Genomic DNA, 17,417 nt, shown 5'->3' on the forward strand with positions numbered 1-17,417 from the left:
GCGGTGCCGAAGTCCCTCGGTGGCCCCCGCTCCCTTGCTCGCACGGCCCCGGACGGGCGGCCGGTGCACGGCAGGCGCTACCCCTCAACAGTAGGCCGCGAAAGGCTTACAGGGGCAGCGCTCTACAGCTCTCGCCGAAGGCGAACCGACGACCCGTCACCATCTGCTATGCGCCGAACGGGTGACGTCGGTGGGCCGTTCGGGGTCCGGCCGGCCCTTCTTCGCCCCTCTGCCCCGTTTCTTCCCCATCCGGGGCGCGCCACGCCGGGGCCGCGTCTCGAAGTCGTCTCGATCCGGCGAACACCAGGATGTCCGGGAGTGGCGGGCGCGTCGCCGGGGCGGGCGGTCTACTCGGGCGCGGCTTCCCGGGCGGCCTCCGCGCCAGCTTCCGGCGTGGCTCCCGGGGCCGCTCCGGGGACGGGCAGGGCCGCTTCCCGGGCGGCGTCGGCGCCCTGTTCGAGGAGGACGGCGAACCCGGCCTCGTCCAGCACGGGGACCTTCAGCTGCACGGCCTTGTCGTACTTGGAGCCGGGGTTGTCGCCGACGACCACGAACGCGGTCTTCTTGGACACCGATCCGGTGACCTTCGCGCCGAGGCTCTGGAGCGCCTCCTTGGCGCCGTCCCGGGTGTAGGCGGTGAGGGTGCCGGTGACGACGACGGTGAGCCCTTCGAGGGGGCGGGGGCCCTGCTCCTCGTCCGAGCCCTCGTCGGCCATGCGGACCCCGGCCTCGCGCCATTTGCGCAGGATCTCGCGGTGCCAGTCCTCGGCGAACCACTGTTTGACGGAGGCGGCGATGATGGGGCCGACACCGTCCGCGTCGGCCAGCTCCTGCTCGGTGGCCTCGTCGATCCGGTCGATGGAGCGGAACTGGCGGGCCAGCTCCTGGGCGGCGACCGGGCCGACGTGCCGGATGGAAAGCCCGGTGAGGATCCGGGCCAGCGGCGCCTCCTTGGCTGCGGCGATGCCCTCCAGCATGGCCACCGCGTTCTTCTTCGCCTCCCCCTGCTTGTTGGCGAAGACCGTCGCGATCTTCTCCTCACCCGTCTTCGGGTCGCGCTTGGGCAGCCCGCTGTCCTGGTCCAGGACGTACGCCCGGATCGGCAGCAGCTGCTCGATGGTGAGGTCGAACAGGCCGCCCTCGTCCCGCAGGACCGGCTCGGCGGGCTCCAGGGGCCGGGTCAGGGCGGCGGCCGCCACGTAGCCGAAGTGGTCGATGTCCAGGCTCTTGCGGCCGGCCAGATAGAAGATCCGCTCGCGCAACTGGGCCGGGCAGGTCCGGGCGTTGGGGCAGCGGAGGTCGATGTCGGCCTCCTTCATCGGGCGCAGCTCCGTACCGCACTCGGGGCAGTGCGTCGGCATCTCGAACGCCTTCTCGGTGCCGTCGCGCAGGTCGACGACGGGGCCGAGGATCTCCGGGATGACGTCGCCCGCCTTACGCAGGACCACGGTGTCGCCGATGAGCACACCCTTGGCCTTGACCACGTTCTGGTTGTGCAGGGTGGCGAACTCGACCTCGGAGCCGGCCACTTCGACCGGCTCGACCTGGGCGTACGGCGTGACGCGGCCGGTGCGGCCGACGCCGACGCGGATGTTGACCAGCTTGGTGTTGACCTCTTCGGGAGCGTACTTCCAGGCGATGGCCCAGCGCGGGGCGCGCGAGGTGGAGCCCAGGCGGCCCTGGAGCGGGATCTCGTCGACCTTGACGACGACCCCGTCGATCTCGTGCTCCACGGAGTGCCGGTGCTCACCGAAGTACGCGATGAACCCCCGTACGCCTGCGAGGGAGTCGACGACCTTGTTGTGCCGGGCGGTGGGCAGGCCCCAGGAGTGGAGGAGCTCGTAGGCCTGGGAGAGGCGGTCGAGGGTGAGGCCCTCGTGGGCGCCGATGCCGTGCACCACCATGTGGAGGGGGCGGGTGGCGGTGACCTTGGGGTCCTTCTGGCGCAGCGAACCGGCCGCCGCGTTGCGTGGGTTGGCGAACGGCTTGTCGTCGGCGGCCACCAGCCGGGCGTTCAGCTCCTCGAAGGCCTCCATCGGGAAGAAGACCTCGCCCCGGATCTCGACCAGCGCGGGGATGTCGTCCCCCTGGAGGCGGTGCGGGATCTCCGCGATGGTGCGGACGTTGGGCGTGATGTCCTCGCCGGTGCGGCCGTCGCCCCGGGTCGCCGCGCGGGTCAGCCGGCCGTGCTCGTAGGTGAGGTTGACGGCGAGCCCGTCCACCTTGAGCTCGCAGAGGAAGTGGTGGTCGGGCGTGCCGACGTCCTTGGCGACGCGCTCGGCCCAGGCGGCCAGCTCCTCGTCGTCGAAGGCGTTGTCCAGGGAGAGCATCCGCTCGCGGTGCTCGACGGAGGTGAACTCCGTGACGTAGGGCCCCGCGACCTTCTGGGTCGGGGAATCCGGGGTCCGGAGCTGGGGGTACTCGTCCTCCAGGGCCTCCAGGGAGCGCGTCAGCCGGTCGAACTCGGCGTCGCTGACGACCGGCTGGTCCTTCACGTAGTACCGGAAGCGGTGCTCCTCGATCTGCTCGGCCAGCAGTGCGTGGGCCTCCCGCACGCCGGCCGGGACCGAACTCTCCTGCTCCACCCGCTCTTCGCCCGCCATCGTCCCGTCCTCCTGTGTACCCGTCGTCCCCGTCACTCAGGGTTGTCCGCGAGCGACCTCGCCGCCCGGGCGCTGTGGGCGAGCGCGGCGCGGGCGTACGCGGGCGACGCGCCCGCGAGACCGCACGACGGAGTGATCGCGACGGACTCGGCGAGAGTCCCCGGATTCATCCCCAGCCTGCTCCACAGCGTCCTGACCCCCATGACGCTACCGCCCGGGTCTGACAATGCCTCCGAGGAGGCGTCCGTGGAGGGCACCACGCCGAGGAGCAACTGGGTGCCGCCTTCGACCGCTTCCCCGATCGTCTCATCCTCACGCTCCGTGAGCAGGGAGAAGTCGAACGAGATTCCGTCCACGCCGGCCCGGCGCAGCAGCGCGAAAGGCACTTCGGGGGCACAGGAGTGGACGATCGTCGTGCCCTCCTCGCCCGCGACGGCGAGGACGTCACGCAGGGCCGACTCGACGACCTGGCGGTCGACGGCCCGGTAGGTGCGGTAGCCGCTGGCGGAGCGGACCCGGCCCAGCAGGACGGCGGTCAGGGAGGGTTCGTCCAGCTGGAGGACCACCTCGGCCCCGGGCATGCGGCGCCGCGCCTCGGCGAGGTGGGCGCGGAGCCCCTCGGCCAGCGAACCTGCCAGGTCGCGGCAGGCTCCGGGGTCGCCCAGCATGGCCTCGCCGCCGCGCAGTTCGAGACCGGCGGCCAGCGTCCACGGGCCGACGGCCTGGACCTTGAGCAGCCCCTCGTACCCCTGGGTGAACTCCTCCAGGGCGTCCAGGTCCTCGCCGAGCCAGGAGCGGGCGCGGCGGGTGTCGCGGCCGGGCCGGTCGCTGATCCGCCAGCCGCTCGGCTCCACGTGCCCGTACATCTCGACGAGCATGCCGAGGGTCCGGCCGATCATGTCCGCGCCCGGCCCGCGCGCCGGCAGCTCCGCCAGGTACGGCATGCCCTGGCCGTCGGCGAAGGAGCCGGTGACGGTCTTCGCCGCCTCCCTCGCGTCTCCCCCGGGCATCGACCCGATCCCGGTGGCCGGGCATTCGCTCAACTTGCTCTTCTCGCTCACGCGGGAAGCCTACGGTCCCGGGTGGGGCACCCGCGCGGCCGGGCTTCAGCGACCCGGGCGGACGGTGAGGTCGTTCACCTCGGCGTCGCGCGGCAGGTCGATCGCCATGAGGATCGTGGTGGCCACCGACTCGGGGTCGATCCAACGGGTGGCGTCGTACTCCTTGCCCTCCTGCTGGTGCACCTTGGCCTGCATGGGGCTGGCAGTGCGCCCGGGGTAGACGGTGGTGACCCGCACCCCGTTGCCGTGCTCCTCGTGGCGCAGCGAGTCGGCGAGCGCCTTCAGGCCGTGCTTGCTCGCGGCGTAAGCGCTCCAGCCGGCATGGGCGTTGAGTCCTGCGCCGGAGTTCACGAACAGGACGTGGCCCTGGGCGGCGCGGAGCTGCGGGATGAGGAGACGGGTGATCTCGGCGGGGGCGACGAGGTTGGCGTTGAGCTGGAAGTGCCAGGCCTTGGGGGTGAGCTCGCCGACCGTGCCGAGCTCGACGACACCCGCGATGTGCAGCAGGGTGTCGATCCGCTCGGGCATGGGCTGCTGGCCGAACGCCCAGGAGAGCCGGTCGGGGTTGCCGAGGTCGCCGACGAGGGTCCGCGCGCCCGGATAGCGGTCGGCGAACTCCTTGGCGCGGCCGGCGTCACGGGCGAGGAGGACGAGGTCGTCGCCGCGCTCCAGGAGGCGGCGGGCGACAGCGGCCCCGATGCCGGAACCGGCGCCGGTGATGAGGTGGGTAGGCATGGGGCGATCCTAGGCGGATGCCTGATCGCTGGAGACCCGCGAACCTGGGCGAAGGCCTGATCACTCTTCAGGCCGCTCTCCGAACCGCCCCAGACCAGGGTGTGCCCGCCTCTGCCGAGCAGTTCGGCGAACTCCCGGGCGGGCACGGTGTAGCGGTCGTCGAGGTCGGCGGCGGAGAGGAAGACGCAGATGTTCACGGAGCCACCGTACGACCCGGCTCGGACACTCCCCCGTTGTGGGGAAGGTCCGGCGGGCGGGGAAGATTCCCGGCCCGTACGCCGCTGAGAGGAGCATGACTTCCACCCGAGGACACCACATCACCGTCGAGCCGGGCACCGTGCACGTCAGGGCGGTGCACGGGGGCCAGGTGCTGGCCGAGAGCCGCCGCCCCCTCGTCCTGCGCGAGACGGGCTGTCCGGACCGCTACTACCTGCCGCCCGAGGACGTCCGTACCGAGCTGCTCACCCCGTCGGACACCACCACCCACTGTCCGTTCAAGGGGGACGCCTCCTACTGGTCGCTCCCCGGCGCCGCCGACCTCGTCTGGGCCTACCCCGACCCGAAGCCCGAAGTCGCCGCGATCCAGGACCACTTCTGCTTCTACGGGACGGAGCCGGTGGCCGACTGAGCCGCACTGAACCGGGGCGTCAGGCTCCTGAGGAGACCCGCGCGGCGCGGCGGACCGTCGTCGCGATGGTGGCCGAGCCGACCACGCGCTTGCCGTCGTACAGGACGACCGCCTGGCCGGGGGCCACGCCCCGTACCGGCTCGGTGAAGGTGACGTGCAGCTCGGAGCCGTCCACCAGCTCGGCCGTCACCTCGGTCTCGCCGCCGTGGGCGCGGAGCTGGGCGGTGTACGTCCCCGGGCCGGACGGGGGCGTTCCGCACCAGCGGGGCTTGATGGCGGTCAGCGAGGTCACGTCGAGGGCCTCGACCGGACCCACGGTGACCGTGTTGTTCACCGGGGAGATGTCGAGCACGTAGCGCGGCTTGCCGTCGGGGGCGGGGTGGCCGATCTTCAGGCCCTTGCGCTGGCCGATGGTGAAGCCGAACGCGCCCTCGTGGGTGCCCAGCTTCGTACCGGTCTCGTCGAGGATGTCGCCCTCGGCCGGGCCGCCGAGGCGGTTCGCCAGGAAGCCCTGGGTGTCGCCGTCGGCGATGAAGCAGATGTCGTGGCTGTCGGGCTTCTTGGCGACGGCCAGGCCCCGGCGCTCGGCCTCGGCGCGGATCTCGTCCTTGGTGGTGAGGGTGTCGCCGAGCGGGAACATCGCGTGGGCTAGCTGCTTCTCGTCCAGGACGCCCAGCACATAGCTCTGGTCCTTGGCCATGTCGGAGGCGCGGTGCAGCTCGCGGCTGCCGTCCTCGGCGAGCACCACCGTGGCGTAGTGGCCGGTGCAGACGGCGTCGAAGCCGAGGGCGAGGGCCTTGTCGAGCAGAGCGGCGAACTTGATCTTCTCGTTGCAGCGCAGGCAGGGGTTGGGCGTGCGCCCGGCCTCGTACTCCGCGACGAAGTCGTCCACGACGTCCTCGCGGAACCGTTCCGCGAGGTCCCAGACGTAGAACGGGATACCGATGACGTCGGCGGCACGGCGCGCGTCCCGGGAGTCCTCGATGGTGCAACAGCCGCGCGCCCCGGTCCGGAAGGACTGGGGGTTCGCGGACAGGGCGAGGTGGACACCGGTCACGTCGTGGCCCGCTTCGGCGGCGCGCGCGGCGGCGACGGCGGAGTCCACACCGCCCGACATCGCGGCGAGGACACGCAGGGGGCGCTGGGAAGTCTGAGTCATAGCCCCTCCAGAGTACGGGTCGCCGGGAACCGAACGCTCGCGGATAAGCGTTGACGATCACATGGGGAACAACGGGAGCACCGGGGCGTCGGGCAAGCCCTCAGGCACGTCGTCACGCAAGGCCTCGCGGAAGAAGCCCTCGGGCGGCGTCAGCCGGCGCGCGCTGCTGATCGGCGGCGGTGTGGTGGCGGCCGGCACCGTCGCCGTGCTCGTGCGCGACGAGGTGAAGCGGGCGTGGTGGCGGGTGCCGGGGGTGGAGAAGCCCCGCAAGCCCGGTGAGCTGGACTACGGGGCCGCCACCTGGGTCGCCGCGTCCGAGGCGAACTGGCGGCGGGCGGACCGCCCGGACGACTTCCGGATCGACCGCGTGATCATCCATGTCACCCAGGGCAGCTTCGACAGCGCGGTACGGGTCTTCCAGGATCCCGCCCACCGGGCCGCGACGCACTACATCGTGGGCCAGGACGGGCGGGTGGTGCAGATGATCCGCGAGCTGGACGTGGCCTACCAGGCGGGCAACCGCTCCTTCAACGAGCGGGCCGTCGGCATCGAGCACGAAGGCTTCGTGGACCGGCCCAAGGACCTCACGAAGGCCATGTACGAGTCGTCGGCGCGGCTCACCGCGTCGATCTGCGCGCGGTACGAGATACCCATCGACCGGGAGCACATCATCGGGCATGTGGAGGTGCCGGGCACCGACCACACCGATCCGGGGCCGCACTGGGACTGGGACCGCTATCTGAAGCTGGTGAAGCGGTCGGCCACGGCACCGCCCACCCCGACCCCTTCTGCCTCGGCTTCGGCTTCGGCTTGAACGCAGTAGCGGCTCTCAGCTCAGTCCGGCCGTCCGCGCCCGCTCCACCGCCGGGCCGATCGCCTGGGCCAGCGCCTTGACGTCCTCCTCGGTCGAGGTGCGGCCGAGCGAGAAGCGCAGGGTGCCCCGCGCCAGGTCCGGATCGGTGCCGGTGGCCAGGAGTACGTGGCTGGGCTGGGCGATCCCGGCGGTGCAGGCGGAGCCGGTGGAGCACTCGATGCCCTGGGCGTCCAGGAGGAGCAGGAGCGAGTCGCCTTCGCAGCCGGGGAAGCTGAAGTGGGCGTTGGCCGGGAGCCGCCCGGCCGGGTCCGGGTCGCCGCCGAGGACGGCGTCCGGTACGGCGTTGCGCACGGCGGCCACCAGGTCGTCCCGCAGCCCGCCGACGCGCCGGGCGAAGTGCTCGCGCCCCTCGGCGGCCAGCCGCCCCGCCACCGCGAAGGAGGCGACGGCGGGCACGTCCAGGGTGCCCGAGCGCACGTGCCGCTCCTGGCCGCCGCCGTGCAGCACGGGTACGGGGGTGTGGTCACGGCCCAGCAGCAGCGCGCCGATGCCGAACGGGCCGCCGATCTTGTGGCCGCTGACCGTCATCGCGGCCAGTCCGGAGGCGGCGAAGCCGACCTCCAGCTGACCGAAGGCCTGCACCGCGTCGGCGTGCATCGGGATCCCGAACTCAGCTGCGACCGAGGCCAGTTCCCGTACCGGCATGATCGTGCCGATCTCGTTGTTGGCCCACATCACGGTGATCATCGCGACGTCGTCGGGGTTACGGAGGATCGCCTCGCGGAGGCCCTCGGGGTGGACCCGGCCGTAGCGGTCGACCGGGAGGTGGTCGACGGTGGCGCCCTCGTGCTCGGCGAGCCAGTCGACGGCGTCCAGGACGGCGTGGTGCTCGACGGGGCCCGCGAGGACCCGGGTGCGGCGGGGATCGGCGTCGCGGCGGGACCAGTAGAGGCCCTTGACGGCGAGGTTGTCGGCCTCCGTGCCGCCGGAGGTGAACACCACCTCGCTGGGGCGTGCGCCGAGGGCGTCGGCGAGGGTCTCTCTGGACTCCTCGACGGTACGGCGGGCCCTGCGCCCGGCCGCGTGCAGCGAGGACGCGTTGCCGGTGACGGAGAGCTGGGCGGTCATCGCCTCGATCGCTTCGGGAAGCATCGGCGTGGTCGCGGCGTGGTCGAGGTAGGCCATGGTGGGGCCGATTCTACGAGCCCGGGGCGGGGCGCATGGCGGGTGCGTCACGATGCGGCGACCGCGCACGCTCGTACCGGGGTGCGCGGACCCGCCCGGATCCCCGCCCGGATCCCGGTCCGGAGTCCGTCCGGAGTCCGGTCCGGATCCCGGTTCGGAGCGGGGGAGCGACTCGGGGCGCCCGCGTCAGGCGCCGAGGTTCCAGGCGACCGTGCCGTTGACGGTGACGAGGACGGCCAGCACCACGAGGTCGGCGACGCCGAGCGCGAGGCCCAGGTAGGCGCGGCCGGGGCGGCGGGTGCGGCGGGCCAGGGAGAGCAGCGCCATCACGATCGCGGTGGGGCCGAGCAGCAGGTTGAACGCCAGCAGGCCGACGAGGCCGAGGACGAACGAGGCGACGGCGAGACCGTCCGCCTCCCGGCCGGCGGCCCGGCGCGGAGCAATTCCGGAAGCCCGGGCGGGAGCCACCTCGGGGGTCACGCCCTGGTCGGTGGCATGGTCCGTGCGGCGGGCGCGGTCGATAAGGGTGAGCGTCATGGTGCGAGCTCCTTCGGATCGGTCCGGGTGCGGCAGGCCCGGCGGGTGCTGGTGCGCGTACGGGGGGGGGTGGGCGCGGGTCAGCGGGTGCGGCGCGCGTGACGCTCCCGTACGGCGAAGGTCAGCAGCCAGCAGCCGATCACGGCCGCGGCGGCCAGGGAGACCGGTACCGGGAGCTGGGCGACCGCCCCGAGAGTGATTCCCAGCAGAAGCAGCGCGGCGACGAGGACAAGCACGGCGGGACCTCTCTGTACGACGACGAAGACGAAAGCCGTTCGGAGTACGAGTGTTCACTGACTTGCCAGCCTAAACCTCCGGCCCCTTCCTCGACTCGGAGAACGGTTGTTTACTGAATGGCATGAGTCACACCGCCGGAATCCGTCAGACCCAGAAACTGAAGACCCGCCAGGCCCTGCTCGACGCCGCGCTCCTGCTGCTGGAGCACCAGAGCCTGAGCAGCTTGGGACTGCGGGAGGTGACTCGGGCCGTCGGGGTCACCCCCACCGCCTTCTACCGGCACTTCGCGGACACCGCCGCGCTCGGGGTCGCCCTGGTGGAGGAGACACTGGGCAGCCTGCACGAGCTGATCGCGGCGGTGCTCGCGGAGACGGGCGACAGCGAGGAGCGGCTGGACCGCAGCGTGGAGGTGATAGCGCGGCACGTCGGCGCGCAGCCCGCACACTTCCGGTTCATCGCACGCGAGCAGCACGGCGGGGTGGGCCCGGTGCGCGAGGCCATCGCGGCGCAGCTGTTCCGGTTCGCGGAGGAGGTGGCGTGCGCGCTCGGCCAGGAGCCGGGGTCGGCCGGGTGGAGCGAGGAGGACCTGCTGATGCTGGGCGGGTTCTACGTGGACCACATGGTGATGACCGCGTCGGCGCTGCTGGACGCGGGTCCCGAGAACGAGCGGGCCGTGGTCCGGCAGGCCCGGCGGCGGCTGCGGCTGGTCTCCATCGGCCGTGCCCACTGGCTCGACGAGGCTCCCGCCCGGGGCTGAGCCCGGACGGGCGCGGGAGACGTCGTACGCGTACGCGCTACTCGGTGCGCGGAGCCTTCGCCAGCTGGCGGGACTGGGCGACGAGGCGGTCGGCGCTGTCCCAGACCTCGGCGTCCTCCTCCAGGAAGCCGCCCGCGAGGTTGCGGGTGGTGATGGAGACGCGCAACGGGCCCGGAGCGGGGCGGCAGCGGATGTGGGTGGTGAGCTCCACGGTGGGGGTCCAGCCGGTGAGGCCCAGCTCGAACGAGGTCGGCGGCAGGGCGTCCACGGTGAGCAGCAGGGAGAGCGCGTCGGGGTCGCGGCCGTCCGCGAGGCCGAACCAGCCGCGCATCTCGCCCTTGCCGGACGGGGCGCCGACCGCCCAGCCGACGGTCGCCGGGTCGAGCTTGATGTCGAGGCGCTCGGTGATGGCGGAGCTGCCGGGGATCTTGGGCGCGCCGTCGCTCGGGCCGAGGCAGAGGTCCCGGCCGGGCATGGCGGGCGGCAGGGCGGTGGTGCGTACGTCGTCGGGGAGGGCGTCCAGGTCGCCGTAGGTGGCGAGGACCCGGATGCGCTCGATCTCGCTGCCGTCCTCGGCGTACTGGAAGAGCGAGGCCTGTCCGGTGGAGAGGGTGCGGCCGGTGCGGACGGTCTGGGTCCGGATCACCGCGGGGCCGGGGACGGAGGCGGTGAGGTAGTGCGCGGAGACCGAGAACGGGTCGGAGTGCGGCAGGGCCTCGCCCAACGCGCGGCCGAGGAGGGCCAGCAGGTAGCCGCCGTTGACGGCGTGGATGATGGTCCAGCCCGCGGAGAGCTCGGCGTCGTAGACGCCTTCCTCGCGCAGGGTGACCGCGGTGTCCCGGTCGAACTCGCTGTCGCCGATGGTTGCCCGGGCGGTCTGCGCCGCCGCCTCTGTCGCTGCCTGTGCCATGACATGCACGGTACATGGACTGCATTACTGAGCGGTAGCTTTTTGGGGCGCCGAATCCCGCGTCTAGGCTTCCTCCGCGCGCGCGGAGGACCGGTTGTACGCACGCGGCGCCCGCCAGTGGAAGCGCAGGGCCAGCAGGCGGAGGGTGAACGCGGCGATGACCGCCGTACCGCTGGTGAAGGCGTTGAGGGTGTCGAAGCGGATGCACAGGACGGCCATGGTGGCGCCGACGATCGCGGGCACCGCGTACAGGTCGCGGTCCCAGCGCAGCAGCGAGGGCACCTCGTTGGCCAGCACGTCCCGCAGCACACCGCCGCCGACCGCGGTGGCCAGGCCGAGCGCCGCCGATGACGTGAGCCCGAGGCCGTACTCGTACGCCTTGACCGTGCCGGTCACGCAGAACAGGCCGAGCCCCGCCGCGTCGAAGACGTTGACGCCGACCTGGATGCGCTCCACGTGCGGGTGGAGGAAGAAGACCAGCCCGGCGGCGAAGAGCGGGGTGATGAAGTAGCCGAGGTCGGTGAAGGCGGCGGGCGGGATCGCACCGATCATCACATCACGGAACAGCCCTCCGCCCAACGCTGTCACCTCGGCGAGGACCGCGATGCCGAAGACATCGAAGTTCTTGCGTACGGCGAGCAGCGCGCCCGAGATCGCGAAGACGAAGATCCCGACGAGGTCGAGCGCATGCTGGACGGAGGGCGTGAACAGTTCGGTGAGCACCGGGCAATTGTGCCGGTCTCAGGCCTTGGGGCTCTCCTCCGCCCGGTCGGCACTCCCCGCGTCGGCCTGAGCCGGTACGGTCGCGGGCTCCTCCTTCTCGGTCGGAGCGTCGGAGGCCGGGGCTTCCGGCGAGGCATCCCCCTCCGAGACCTCCACCGCCTCGGTCGCCACCGCCTCCGTGGAGATGACCGCCTCGATCCCGGTCGCCAGGGTCTGCTTCACCGTCCCGGCCTCGATCCCGGCCGTGAAGTGGCAGGCCACCTTGTGCCCGTCACCGGTGTCCAGCAACGGCGGCCGCTCCGTGGCGCACTTGGTCTCCTGCACCCACGGGCAGCGGGTGTGGAAGCGGCAGCCGGCCGGCGGGTCGGCCGGGGAGGGCAGGTCGCCGTGGAGCAGGATGCGTGTCCGGCGGTCCTCGACCTCGGGGTCCGGCACCGGGACGGCCGACATCAGCGCCTTCGTGTACGGGTGCCGGGGCCCCGCGTACAGCGCGTCGCTCGGCGCCTCCTCGACCAGGCCGCCCAGGTACATGACCCCGATGACGTCCGAGATGTGCCGGACCACCGCGAGGTCGTGGGCGATCACCAGGTAGGTCAGGCCCAGCGACTCCTGGAGCTCCTCCAGCAGGTTGATGACCTGCGCCTGGACCGAGACGTCCAGCGCGGACACCGGCTCGTCGCAGATGATCACGTCGGGTTCCAGGACCAGCGCGCGGGCGATGCCGATGCGCTGGCGCTGACCGCCGGAGAACTCGTGCGGGTAGCGGGACATCGCGTTGGCCGGAAGGCCGACCCGGGCAAGGATCTCCTTGATCTTCTCCCGTCGCTCGGCCTGGTCCTTGCCGATGTTGTGGGCGGCCATGCCCTCGGCGAGGATCGACTCGATGTTCTGCCGGGGGTTGAGGCTGCCCAGCGGGTCCTGGAAGACCATCTGGAGGCGGCGGCGGAAGGTCCGCATCTCCTCCGAGGGCAGCTTCGCGAGGTCGGTGCCGTCGAAGACGACGGCCCCGTCCGTGATGTCGTTCAGCCGCAGGACCGCGCGGCCGAGCGTCGTCTTGCCACAGCCCGACTCGCCGACCAGGCCGTACGTCTGGCCGGCCTCCACGCTGAGCGAGACGCCGTCGACGGCGTAGACATGGCCCACCGTACGGTCGAAGAAGAGGCCCTTCTTGACCGGGAAGTGGACTTTGACACCGTCCAGTTCGAGCAGACTCATGCCGGGACCTCCGCCTTGGGCAGGACCGGGTTGACGCAGCGCACCTGGTGTCCGGCGGCGCGTGGTTCGGTCAGTTCGGGGGTGCCGGTGAGGCACTCCATCGTGTAGTGGTCGCAACGGGGTGCGAAGGCGCAGCCGTCGGCCCAGGCGATCTTGTCGTTGATGGAGCCGCGGATCGGGTTGAGCGGCTCGCCGCGCGGGGCGTCCAGGCGCGGGATGGAGCCGAGCAGCCCGTGCGCGTACGGGTGGGTGGGGTGGGCGAACAGCTCGCGGCGGCCCGCCGATTCCACCGCCCGGCCCGCGTAGAGGACGTTGACCTCGTCGCAGAGTCCGGCCACCACGCCGAGGTCGTGGGTGATCATCAGCAGGGCGGTGCCCTCCTGGTCGACCAGCTCCTTGAGGAGCTCCAGGATCTGCGCCTGGATGGTCACGTCCAGTGCCGTGGTCGGCTCGTCGGCGATCAGCAGCCGGGGCGCGCAGGCCACCGCCATGGCGATCAGCGCACGCTGGCGCATACCGCCGGAGAGCTGGTGCGGGTACTCCTTGAGCCGCCGGTCCGGGTCGGGGATGCCGACCCGGTCCAGGAGCGACACCGCTTCCTTGCGGGCCTTCTCGCCCTTGAGGCCGCGGTGGCGCTGGAGGATCTCGGTGACCTGGATGCCGATGGGGACGACCGGGTTCAGCGAGGAGAGCGGGTCCTGGAAGATCATCGCCAGCTGGCTGCCGCGCATGTCGCGGAGCTTGCGCTCGCTGATGCCCAGCAGGTTCTGGCCGTCGAACTCCGCCCGCCCGCCGATCCGTACACCCTTGCGGGGCAGCAGTCCCATCAGGGCGAGCGAGGTGACGGACTTGCCGCACCCCGACTCGCCCACCAGGCCGACGACCTGGCCCTGGTCGACGTCGAAGGAGACGCCGTCCACGGCCGTGGCGTCCTTGCGGCCGCGCGCGGTGAAGGTGACGCTGAGTTCTTCAACTGAGAGCAGTGCCATAGGACGTCAGCCTCGCAGCTTCGGGTCGAGGGCTTCGCGCATGGACTCGCCGAGCAGGGTGAAGCCGAGCGCCGTGATGATGATCCCGATGGCCGGGTAGGCGGCCATCATCGGCTCGTTGTCGAAGAAGCGCTGGGCCTGCGAGAGCATCACGCCCCACTCGGGAACGGCCGGATCGGGGTTGCCGAGCCCCAGGTAGGACAGGGCCGCCGCCTCGATGATCGCGGTGGCGAGGCTCAGCGTCGCCTGGACGATCACCGGGCTGAGCGAGTTCGGCAGGATCTGGGTCAGCACGATCCGCTTGCGCCGGATGCCGACCGCCTTCGCGGCGAGCACGTAGTCCGCGCCGCCCTGGACCAGCATCGAACCCCGCAGCAGGCGGGCGAAGATGGGGATCTGGACGACACCGACGGCGATCATCACGGTGGTCAGCGACTGTCCGAGCACCGCGGCGATGGAGACGGCCAGCAGCAGGGACGGCAGCGACAGCATGATGTCGGTGAACCGCATGACCACGGTGTCGATGCGCTGGCCGACCTTGCCGCCGAGAGTGGCGGCGGCGCCCGAGAGGATGCCGACCGCCGCACCGATGATCAGGCCGATGAGCATGGAGACCACACCGACCAGGAGGGTCTGGCGGGCCCCGACGAGCCAGCGGGAGAACATGTCGCGGCCCAGGTGGTCCAGGCCGAACCAGTTCTCGCCGCGCATGCCGACGAACTTGCCCTGGTTGGGGAAGACCTCGCTGCGCCAGTTCTGCGCGGTGGGGCCGTGCGGCGCGAGCATCGGGCCGACGATGGCGACGAGGACGAAGGCGGCGATGATCGCCGCTCCGATGATCGCCATCTTGCTGGAGCGCATCCGACGGAACGCCTCGCGCCACAGGCTGGTGCCCGCCACGGACTCGGAGCTCTGGGTCAGCTCGGCGAGACGGTCGATCTTGTCTGCTTTGTTGGTCAGAAGCGTCACGTCAGTGCACCCGCACTCTCGGGTCGATGATGCTGTACGCGAGGTCGACCAGGAGGTTGATGAGCACGTACACCATCGCGATGAAGAGAATGAACCCGACGAGGACCGGGTAGTCGCGGCCGTCGATCGCGGTACGGATGAACGAGCCGATGCCGCCGAAGTCGAAGACGGACTCGGTGAGCACCGCACCGGAGAGCAGGCTGCCGGTCAGCAGGCCTACCGCGGTGATCACCGGCAGCAGCGCGTTGCGCAGCACATGGCGTCCGCGGACGACGCGCTTGTCCAGGCCCTTGGACTCGGCGGTGCGGATGTAGTCCTCGCCGAGCACCTCCAGGACGCTGGCGCGGGTCATCCGGACGATGACGGCGAGCGGGATCGAGGCCAGCGCGACGGCGGGCAGGACCAGGTGCATGATCGCGTCCCAGCTCGCGTCGAACTCACCGGTCAGCAACCCGTCCAGGACCGAGAATCCGGTGATGTCGGTGGCGTTGAGGCCGGTGGTGAGCCTGCCCTGGCTCGGGAACCAGCCCAGCTGGACGGAGAAGATCCCGCGCAGCAGCATGGCCAGGAAGAAGACCGGGATGCAGATGCCCAGCAGCGATCCGGAGACGGACGCGACGTCCAGCCAGCCGCCGCGGTGCTTGGCCGCGAGGTAGCCCATCGGGATGCCCACGACCACGGCGATCAGGATGGCGGCGACGCTGAGTTCCACGGTGGCCGGGAAGCGCAGGGCGAATTCGTCCCACACCGGCTGCCCGGTCTGGGTGGAGGTCCCGAGGTCGAGCTCGAAGATGCGCTTCAGGAAGCGCCAGTACTGGACGTGCACCGGCTCGTCGAGCCCGAGTGCACGGTTGATCCTCGCCACTTCGGCTTCGGTGGCCCGCTCGCCCAGGATCGCTGAGGCGGGTCCGCCGGGCAGTCGGTTCAGCCAGAGGAACAGCAGGACCGACAGGCCGAGCAGGGTGGGAATGAGCTGGAGAAGTCTTCTTACGACGAGTCGCAGCACCCCGCATGCCCCTTTCTCACGTGCGTCGATGCGGGTCCGCCCGGCCACCTGACTGCTGTGGCCGGGCGGACCCGCTGGTGTGCGATTACTTGAAGGAGACCTCGGCGAAGTTCTCCTGCGTCAGCGGGGAGACCTTCGGCGGGTTGACGTTCTTGGCGAACGCGATCGCCGGCGGGGACGACGAGATCGGCACGCCCGGGACGTACTCCATGATCGCCTCGTTGGCCTTCTTGTACGCCTCGGTGCGACCGGCGGTGTCGGTGACCTTGGAGGCCGCGTTCACGGCGTCGAAGACCTTCTTGTCCTTGAAGCCCCACTGCTTGTCGGGCCCGGCGAACCAGGTGCCGATGAAGTTGTAACCGTCGTTGAAGTCACCGGTCCAGCCGAGCAGGTGCAGGGCGCAGGAGCCGGCCTCGGTGGCGTCCAGGTAGTCCGGGGCCCACTTCATGGCCTTCGGCTTGACGGTGATGCCGGCCTTCTCCAGGTCGGCCTTCATCAACTCGAACATGTCCTGCGGGGCAGGCATGTACGGGCGCGTGACCTCGGTCGGGTAGCAGAACTCGATGGACAGCTTCTCCTGGCCGGCCTGCTTGAGGAGGTCCTTCGCCTTGGTGGTGTCGAACGGGTACGTCTTCACCTTGTCGGAGAAGCCGGCGACCGTGTCGGGCATGAACTGGGTCGCGACCTTGCCGCCCTCGGGCAGCTGGGTGTTGACGAGGTTCTCGCGGTCGATGGCGTGCGTGATCGCCTGACGGACCTCGGGCTTCTTCAGCGCGGGGTTGGCCGACTGGCTCATGCCCACGTAGAAGATGTTGAAGACGTCACGGGTCGGGACCTCGTAACCCTGCTTCTGCAGCGTCGTCACATCGGCGGGGGCGACCAGGTCGTAGCCGTCGATGTCACCCGCCTGGAGCGCCTGGCGGCGGGTCTCCTCGGTGGAGATGGTGCGGAAGACCAGGTTCTTCACCTTGGCCTTGTCGCCCCAGTAGTCGTCGAAGCGCTCCAGGGAGACTTCCTTGTTCCCCTTGTTCCACTTCACGATCTTGTACGGGCCGGTGCCGGCGACCGTGCCGGCCTCCTGGCTGTACTTGGGGTACGTGATCGCGTCGCCCTTGGCGGTCGCGTTCTGCTTCGCGTACTCCTTGAGCGCCTTCGGCGAGTGGATCGCGAGCGCCTGGAGGGAGAACCCGCCCGGCAGGTTCGCGGAGGGCTCGTTGACCTCGATGACGGCCGTGTTCTCGTCCTTGGCGGTGCAGGACTTGTAGTTCGCCTTGGGCGTCTCGGCGTCCTCGTTCTTCGCGAACCCGCCCATGATGGTCTGCCAGTAGTAGGAGACCGCGCTGGACTGGTACGTGCCCTTCCAGTTGAACCAGTAGTCGTAGTTCGCGCAGACCGCGGCGGCGTTGAACGCCTCGCCGTCGTGGAACTTCACGCCCTGGCGCAGGTTGAACGTCCAGACCTTGCCGGCCGCGTCACCTTCCCACTTCTCGGCGAGGCCGCCGACCAGCTTGCTGCCGCCGGGCTCGTGCTCCAGCAGCGCCTCGAAGGCCTGACGGGTGACGCGGAACGTCTCGCCGTCGCTCGCGAGGGCCGGGTCGAGGGAGCCGGGGTCACCGGATCCGGCGAAGACGAAGGTGTCCTTGTCGCCCCCCTTGGAGCCGCCCTCGTCCCGCTCGCTGGAACAGCCCGTGGCGATCAGACCGACAGCGACCGCTGTCGTGATCGCCCGGACAGCCCGGGACTTGAATATGCGCATGGGTCCACCCCTGGTTCGCCATGTGGTGAGGTTTGATGGCCGCACACTACAGACGGGGTGCACCGCAAGAGAACAGTCCGGATAGCGGTGAGACCTAGTCGAGACCCGGACAGTTAACAAACCGTCCAGTTCC

The 17,417-nt window shown here is 70.8% G+C and carries 17 protein-coding genes and 1 pseudogene; 3 read left to right on the top strand and 15 right to left on the bottom strand.

All coding sequences use genetic code 11. The features are described 5' to 3' along the window. Positions 1-347 precede the first annotated feature (347 nt). The 4 genes and pseudogenes from ligA to AMK21_RS15100 all read right to left on the bottom strand — a co-directional run. A complete protein-coding gene (ligA, locus tag AMK21_RS15085; protein ID WP_073878107.1) occupies positions 348-2,603 on the bottom strand; it encodes an NAD-dependent DNA ligase LigA in 2,256 nt (751 codons plus the stop codon). Between the two features lie 32 nt (positions 2,604-2,635). After that, positions 2,636-3,664 (bottom strand): methionine synthase, encoded by a 1,029-nt coding sequence (locus tag AMK21_RS15090; RefSeq protein ID WP_073878109.1) that lies wholly within the window; start codon positions 3,662-3,664, stop codon positions 2,636-2,638. Positions 3,665-3,709: 45 nt separating this feature from the next. Beyond that, entirely contained in the window at positions 3,710-4,399 is a 690-nt protein-coding gene (locus AMK21_RS15095; RefSeq protein WP_073878112.1) for an SDR family oxidoreductase, read from the bottom strand. A 68-nt stretch (positions 4,400-4,467) separates the two neighbouring features. Continuing rightward, positions 4,468-4,596, bottom strand: a pseudogene (locus tag AMK21_RS15100) (TIGR00730 family Rossman fold protein); the annotation flags it as partial. 95 nt (positions 4,597-4,691) lie between these two features. Between AMK21_RS15100 and AMK21_RS15105 the strand changes: the two are divergent. Then, positions 4,692-5,027 (top strand): DUF427 domain-containing protein, encoded by a 336-nt coding sequence (locus tag AMK21_RS15105; protein ID WP_073878114.1) that lies wholly within the window; start codon positions 4,692-4,694, stop codon positions 5,025-5,027. Positions 5,028-5,046: 19 nt separating this feature from the next. On the opposite strand, the gene mnmA is transcribed toward AMK21_RS15105, so the two are convergent. Continuing rightward, entirely contained in the window at positions 5,047-6,186 is a 1,140-nt protein-coding gene (mnmA, locus tag AMK21_RS15110) for a tRNA 2-thiouridine(34) synthase MnmA (RefSeq protein WP_073878116.1), read from the bottom strand. 61 nt (positions 6,187-6,247) lie between these two features. Here mnmA and AMK21_RS15115 point away from each other — a divergent pair, with 61 nt between their 5' ends. After that, the gene (locus tag AMK21_RS15115) at positions 6,248-7,000 is read left to right on the top strand and encodes an N-acetylmuramoyl-L-alanine amidase (RefSeq protein WP_073878118.1); all 753 of its coding nucleotides are present in this window, start codon (positions 6,248-6,250) and stop codon (positions 6,998-7,000) included. 15 nt (positions 7,001-7,015) lie between these two features. On the opposite strand, the gene AMK21_RS15120 is transcribed toward AMK21_RS15115, so the two are convergent. The 3 genes from AMK21_RS15120 to AMK21_RS35415 form a co-directional block, all read right to left on the bottom strand. Continuing rightward, on the bottom strand, positions 7,016-8,185 hold the full coding sequence (locus AMK21_RS15120; RefSeq protein ID WP_073878121.1) for a cysteine desulfurase family protein: 1,170 nt from the start codon (positions 8,183-8,185) through the stop codon (positions 7,016-7,018). A gap of 186 nt (positions 8,186-8,371) precedes the next feature. After that, positions 8,372-8,722: a hypothetical protein gene (locus AMK21_RS15125; protein ID WP_073878123.1), complete on the bottom strand. Its 351-nt coding sequence runs from the start codon at positions 8,720-8,722 to the stop codon at positions 8,372-8,374. A gap of 80 nt (positions 8,723-8,802) precedes the next feature. Further along, positions 8,803-8,958, bottom strand: coding sequence for a hypothetical protein (locus AMK21_RS35415; protein ID WP_199863201.1), 156 nt, complete (start codon positions 8,956-8,958; stop codon positions 8,803-8,805). Positions 8,959-9,080: 122 nt separating this feature from the next. Here AMK21_RS35415 and AMK21_RS15130 point away from each other — a divergent pair, with 122 nt between their 5' ends. Next, positions 9,081-9,716: a TetR family transcriptional regulator gene (locus AMK21_RS15130; protein ID WP_073878125.1), complete on the top strand. Its 636-nt coding sequence runs from the start codon at positions 9,081-9,083 to the stop codon at positions 9,714-9,716. Positions 9,717-9,753: 37 nt separating this feature from the next. On the opposite strand, the gene AMK21_RS15135 is transcribed toward AMK21_RS15130, so the two are convergent. The 7 genes from AMK21_RS15135 to AMK21_RS15165 all read right to left on the bottom strand — a co-directional run bounded on the left by AMK21_RS15135 (position 9,754) and on the right by AMK21_RS15165 (position 17,284). Continuing rightward, positions 9,754-10,626 carry a thioesterase family protein gene (locus AMK21_RS15135; protein ID WP_199863202.1) on the bottom strand — a complete coding sequence of 291 codons (873 nt, stop codon included), beginning with the start codon at positions 10,624-10,626 and terminating at the stop codon, positions 9,754-9,756. A gap of 63 nt (positions 10,627-10,689) precedes the next feature. Then, complete coding sequence (locus AMK21_RS15140) at positions 10,690-11,349, bottom strand: trimeric intracellular cation channel family protein (protein ID WP_073878129.1); 660 nt, start codon at positions 11,347-11,349, stop codon at positions 10,690-10,692. An 18-nt stretch (positions 11,350-11,367) separates the two neighbouring features. Beyond that, positions 11,368-12,564: an ABC transporter ATP-binding protein gene (locus AMK21_RS15145; protein ID WP_073878131.1), complete on the bottom strand. Its 1,197-nt coding sequence runs from the start codon at positions 12,562-12,564 to the stop codon at positions 11,368-11,370. Further along, positions 12,561-13,553 carry an ABC transporter ATP-binding protein gene (locus AMK21_RS15150; RefSeq protein WP_073878133.1) on the bottom strand — a complete coding sequence of 331 codons (993 nt, stop codon included), beginning with the start codon at positions 13,551-13,553 and terminating at the stop codon, positions 12,561-12,563. The genes AMK21_RS15145 and AMK21_RS15150 overlap by 4 nt, the downstream gene beginning before the upstream one ends. A 6-nt stretch (positions 13,554-13,559) precedes the next feature. Beyond that, on the bottom strand, positions 13,560-14,522 hold the full coding sequence (locus tag AMK21_RS15155) for an ABC transporter permease (protein WP_073878135.1): 963 nt from the start codon (positions 14,520-14,522) through the stop codon (positions 13,560-13,562). A gap of 1 nt (position 14,523) precedes the next feature. After that, on the bottom strand, positions 14,524-15,528 hold the full coding sequence (locus AMK21_RS15160; protein WP_073878137.1) for an ABC transporter permease: 1,005 nt from the start codon (positions 15,526-15,528) through the stop codon (positions 14,524-14,526). Positions 15,529-15,613: 85 nt separating this feature from the next. After that, positions 15,614-17,284, bottom strand: a complete 1,671-nt coding sequence (locus AMK21_RS15165) for an ABC transporter substrate-binding protein (RefSeq protein ID WP_073878138.1) — start codon at positions 17,282-17,284, stop codon at positions 15,614-15,616. Positions 17,285-17,417 lie beyond the last annotated feature (133 nt).

Origin of the sequence: Streptomyces sp. CB00316 (assembly GCF_001905595.1) — a bacterium.
In the GTDB taxonomy this organism is placed as follows: Bacteria; Actinomycetota; Actinomycetes; order Streptomycetales; family Streptomycetaceae; genus Streptomyces.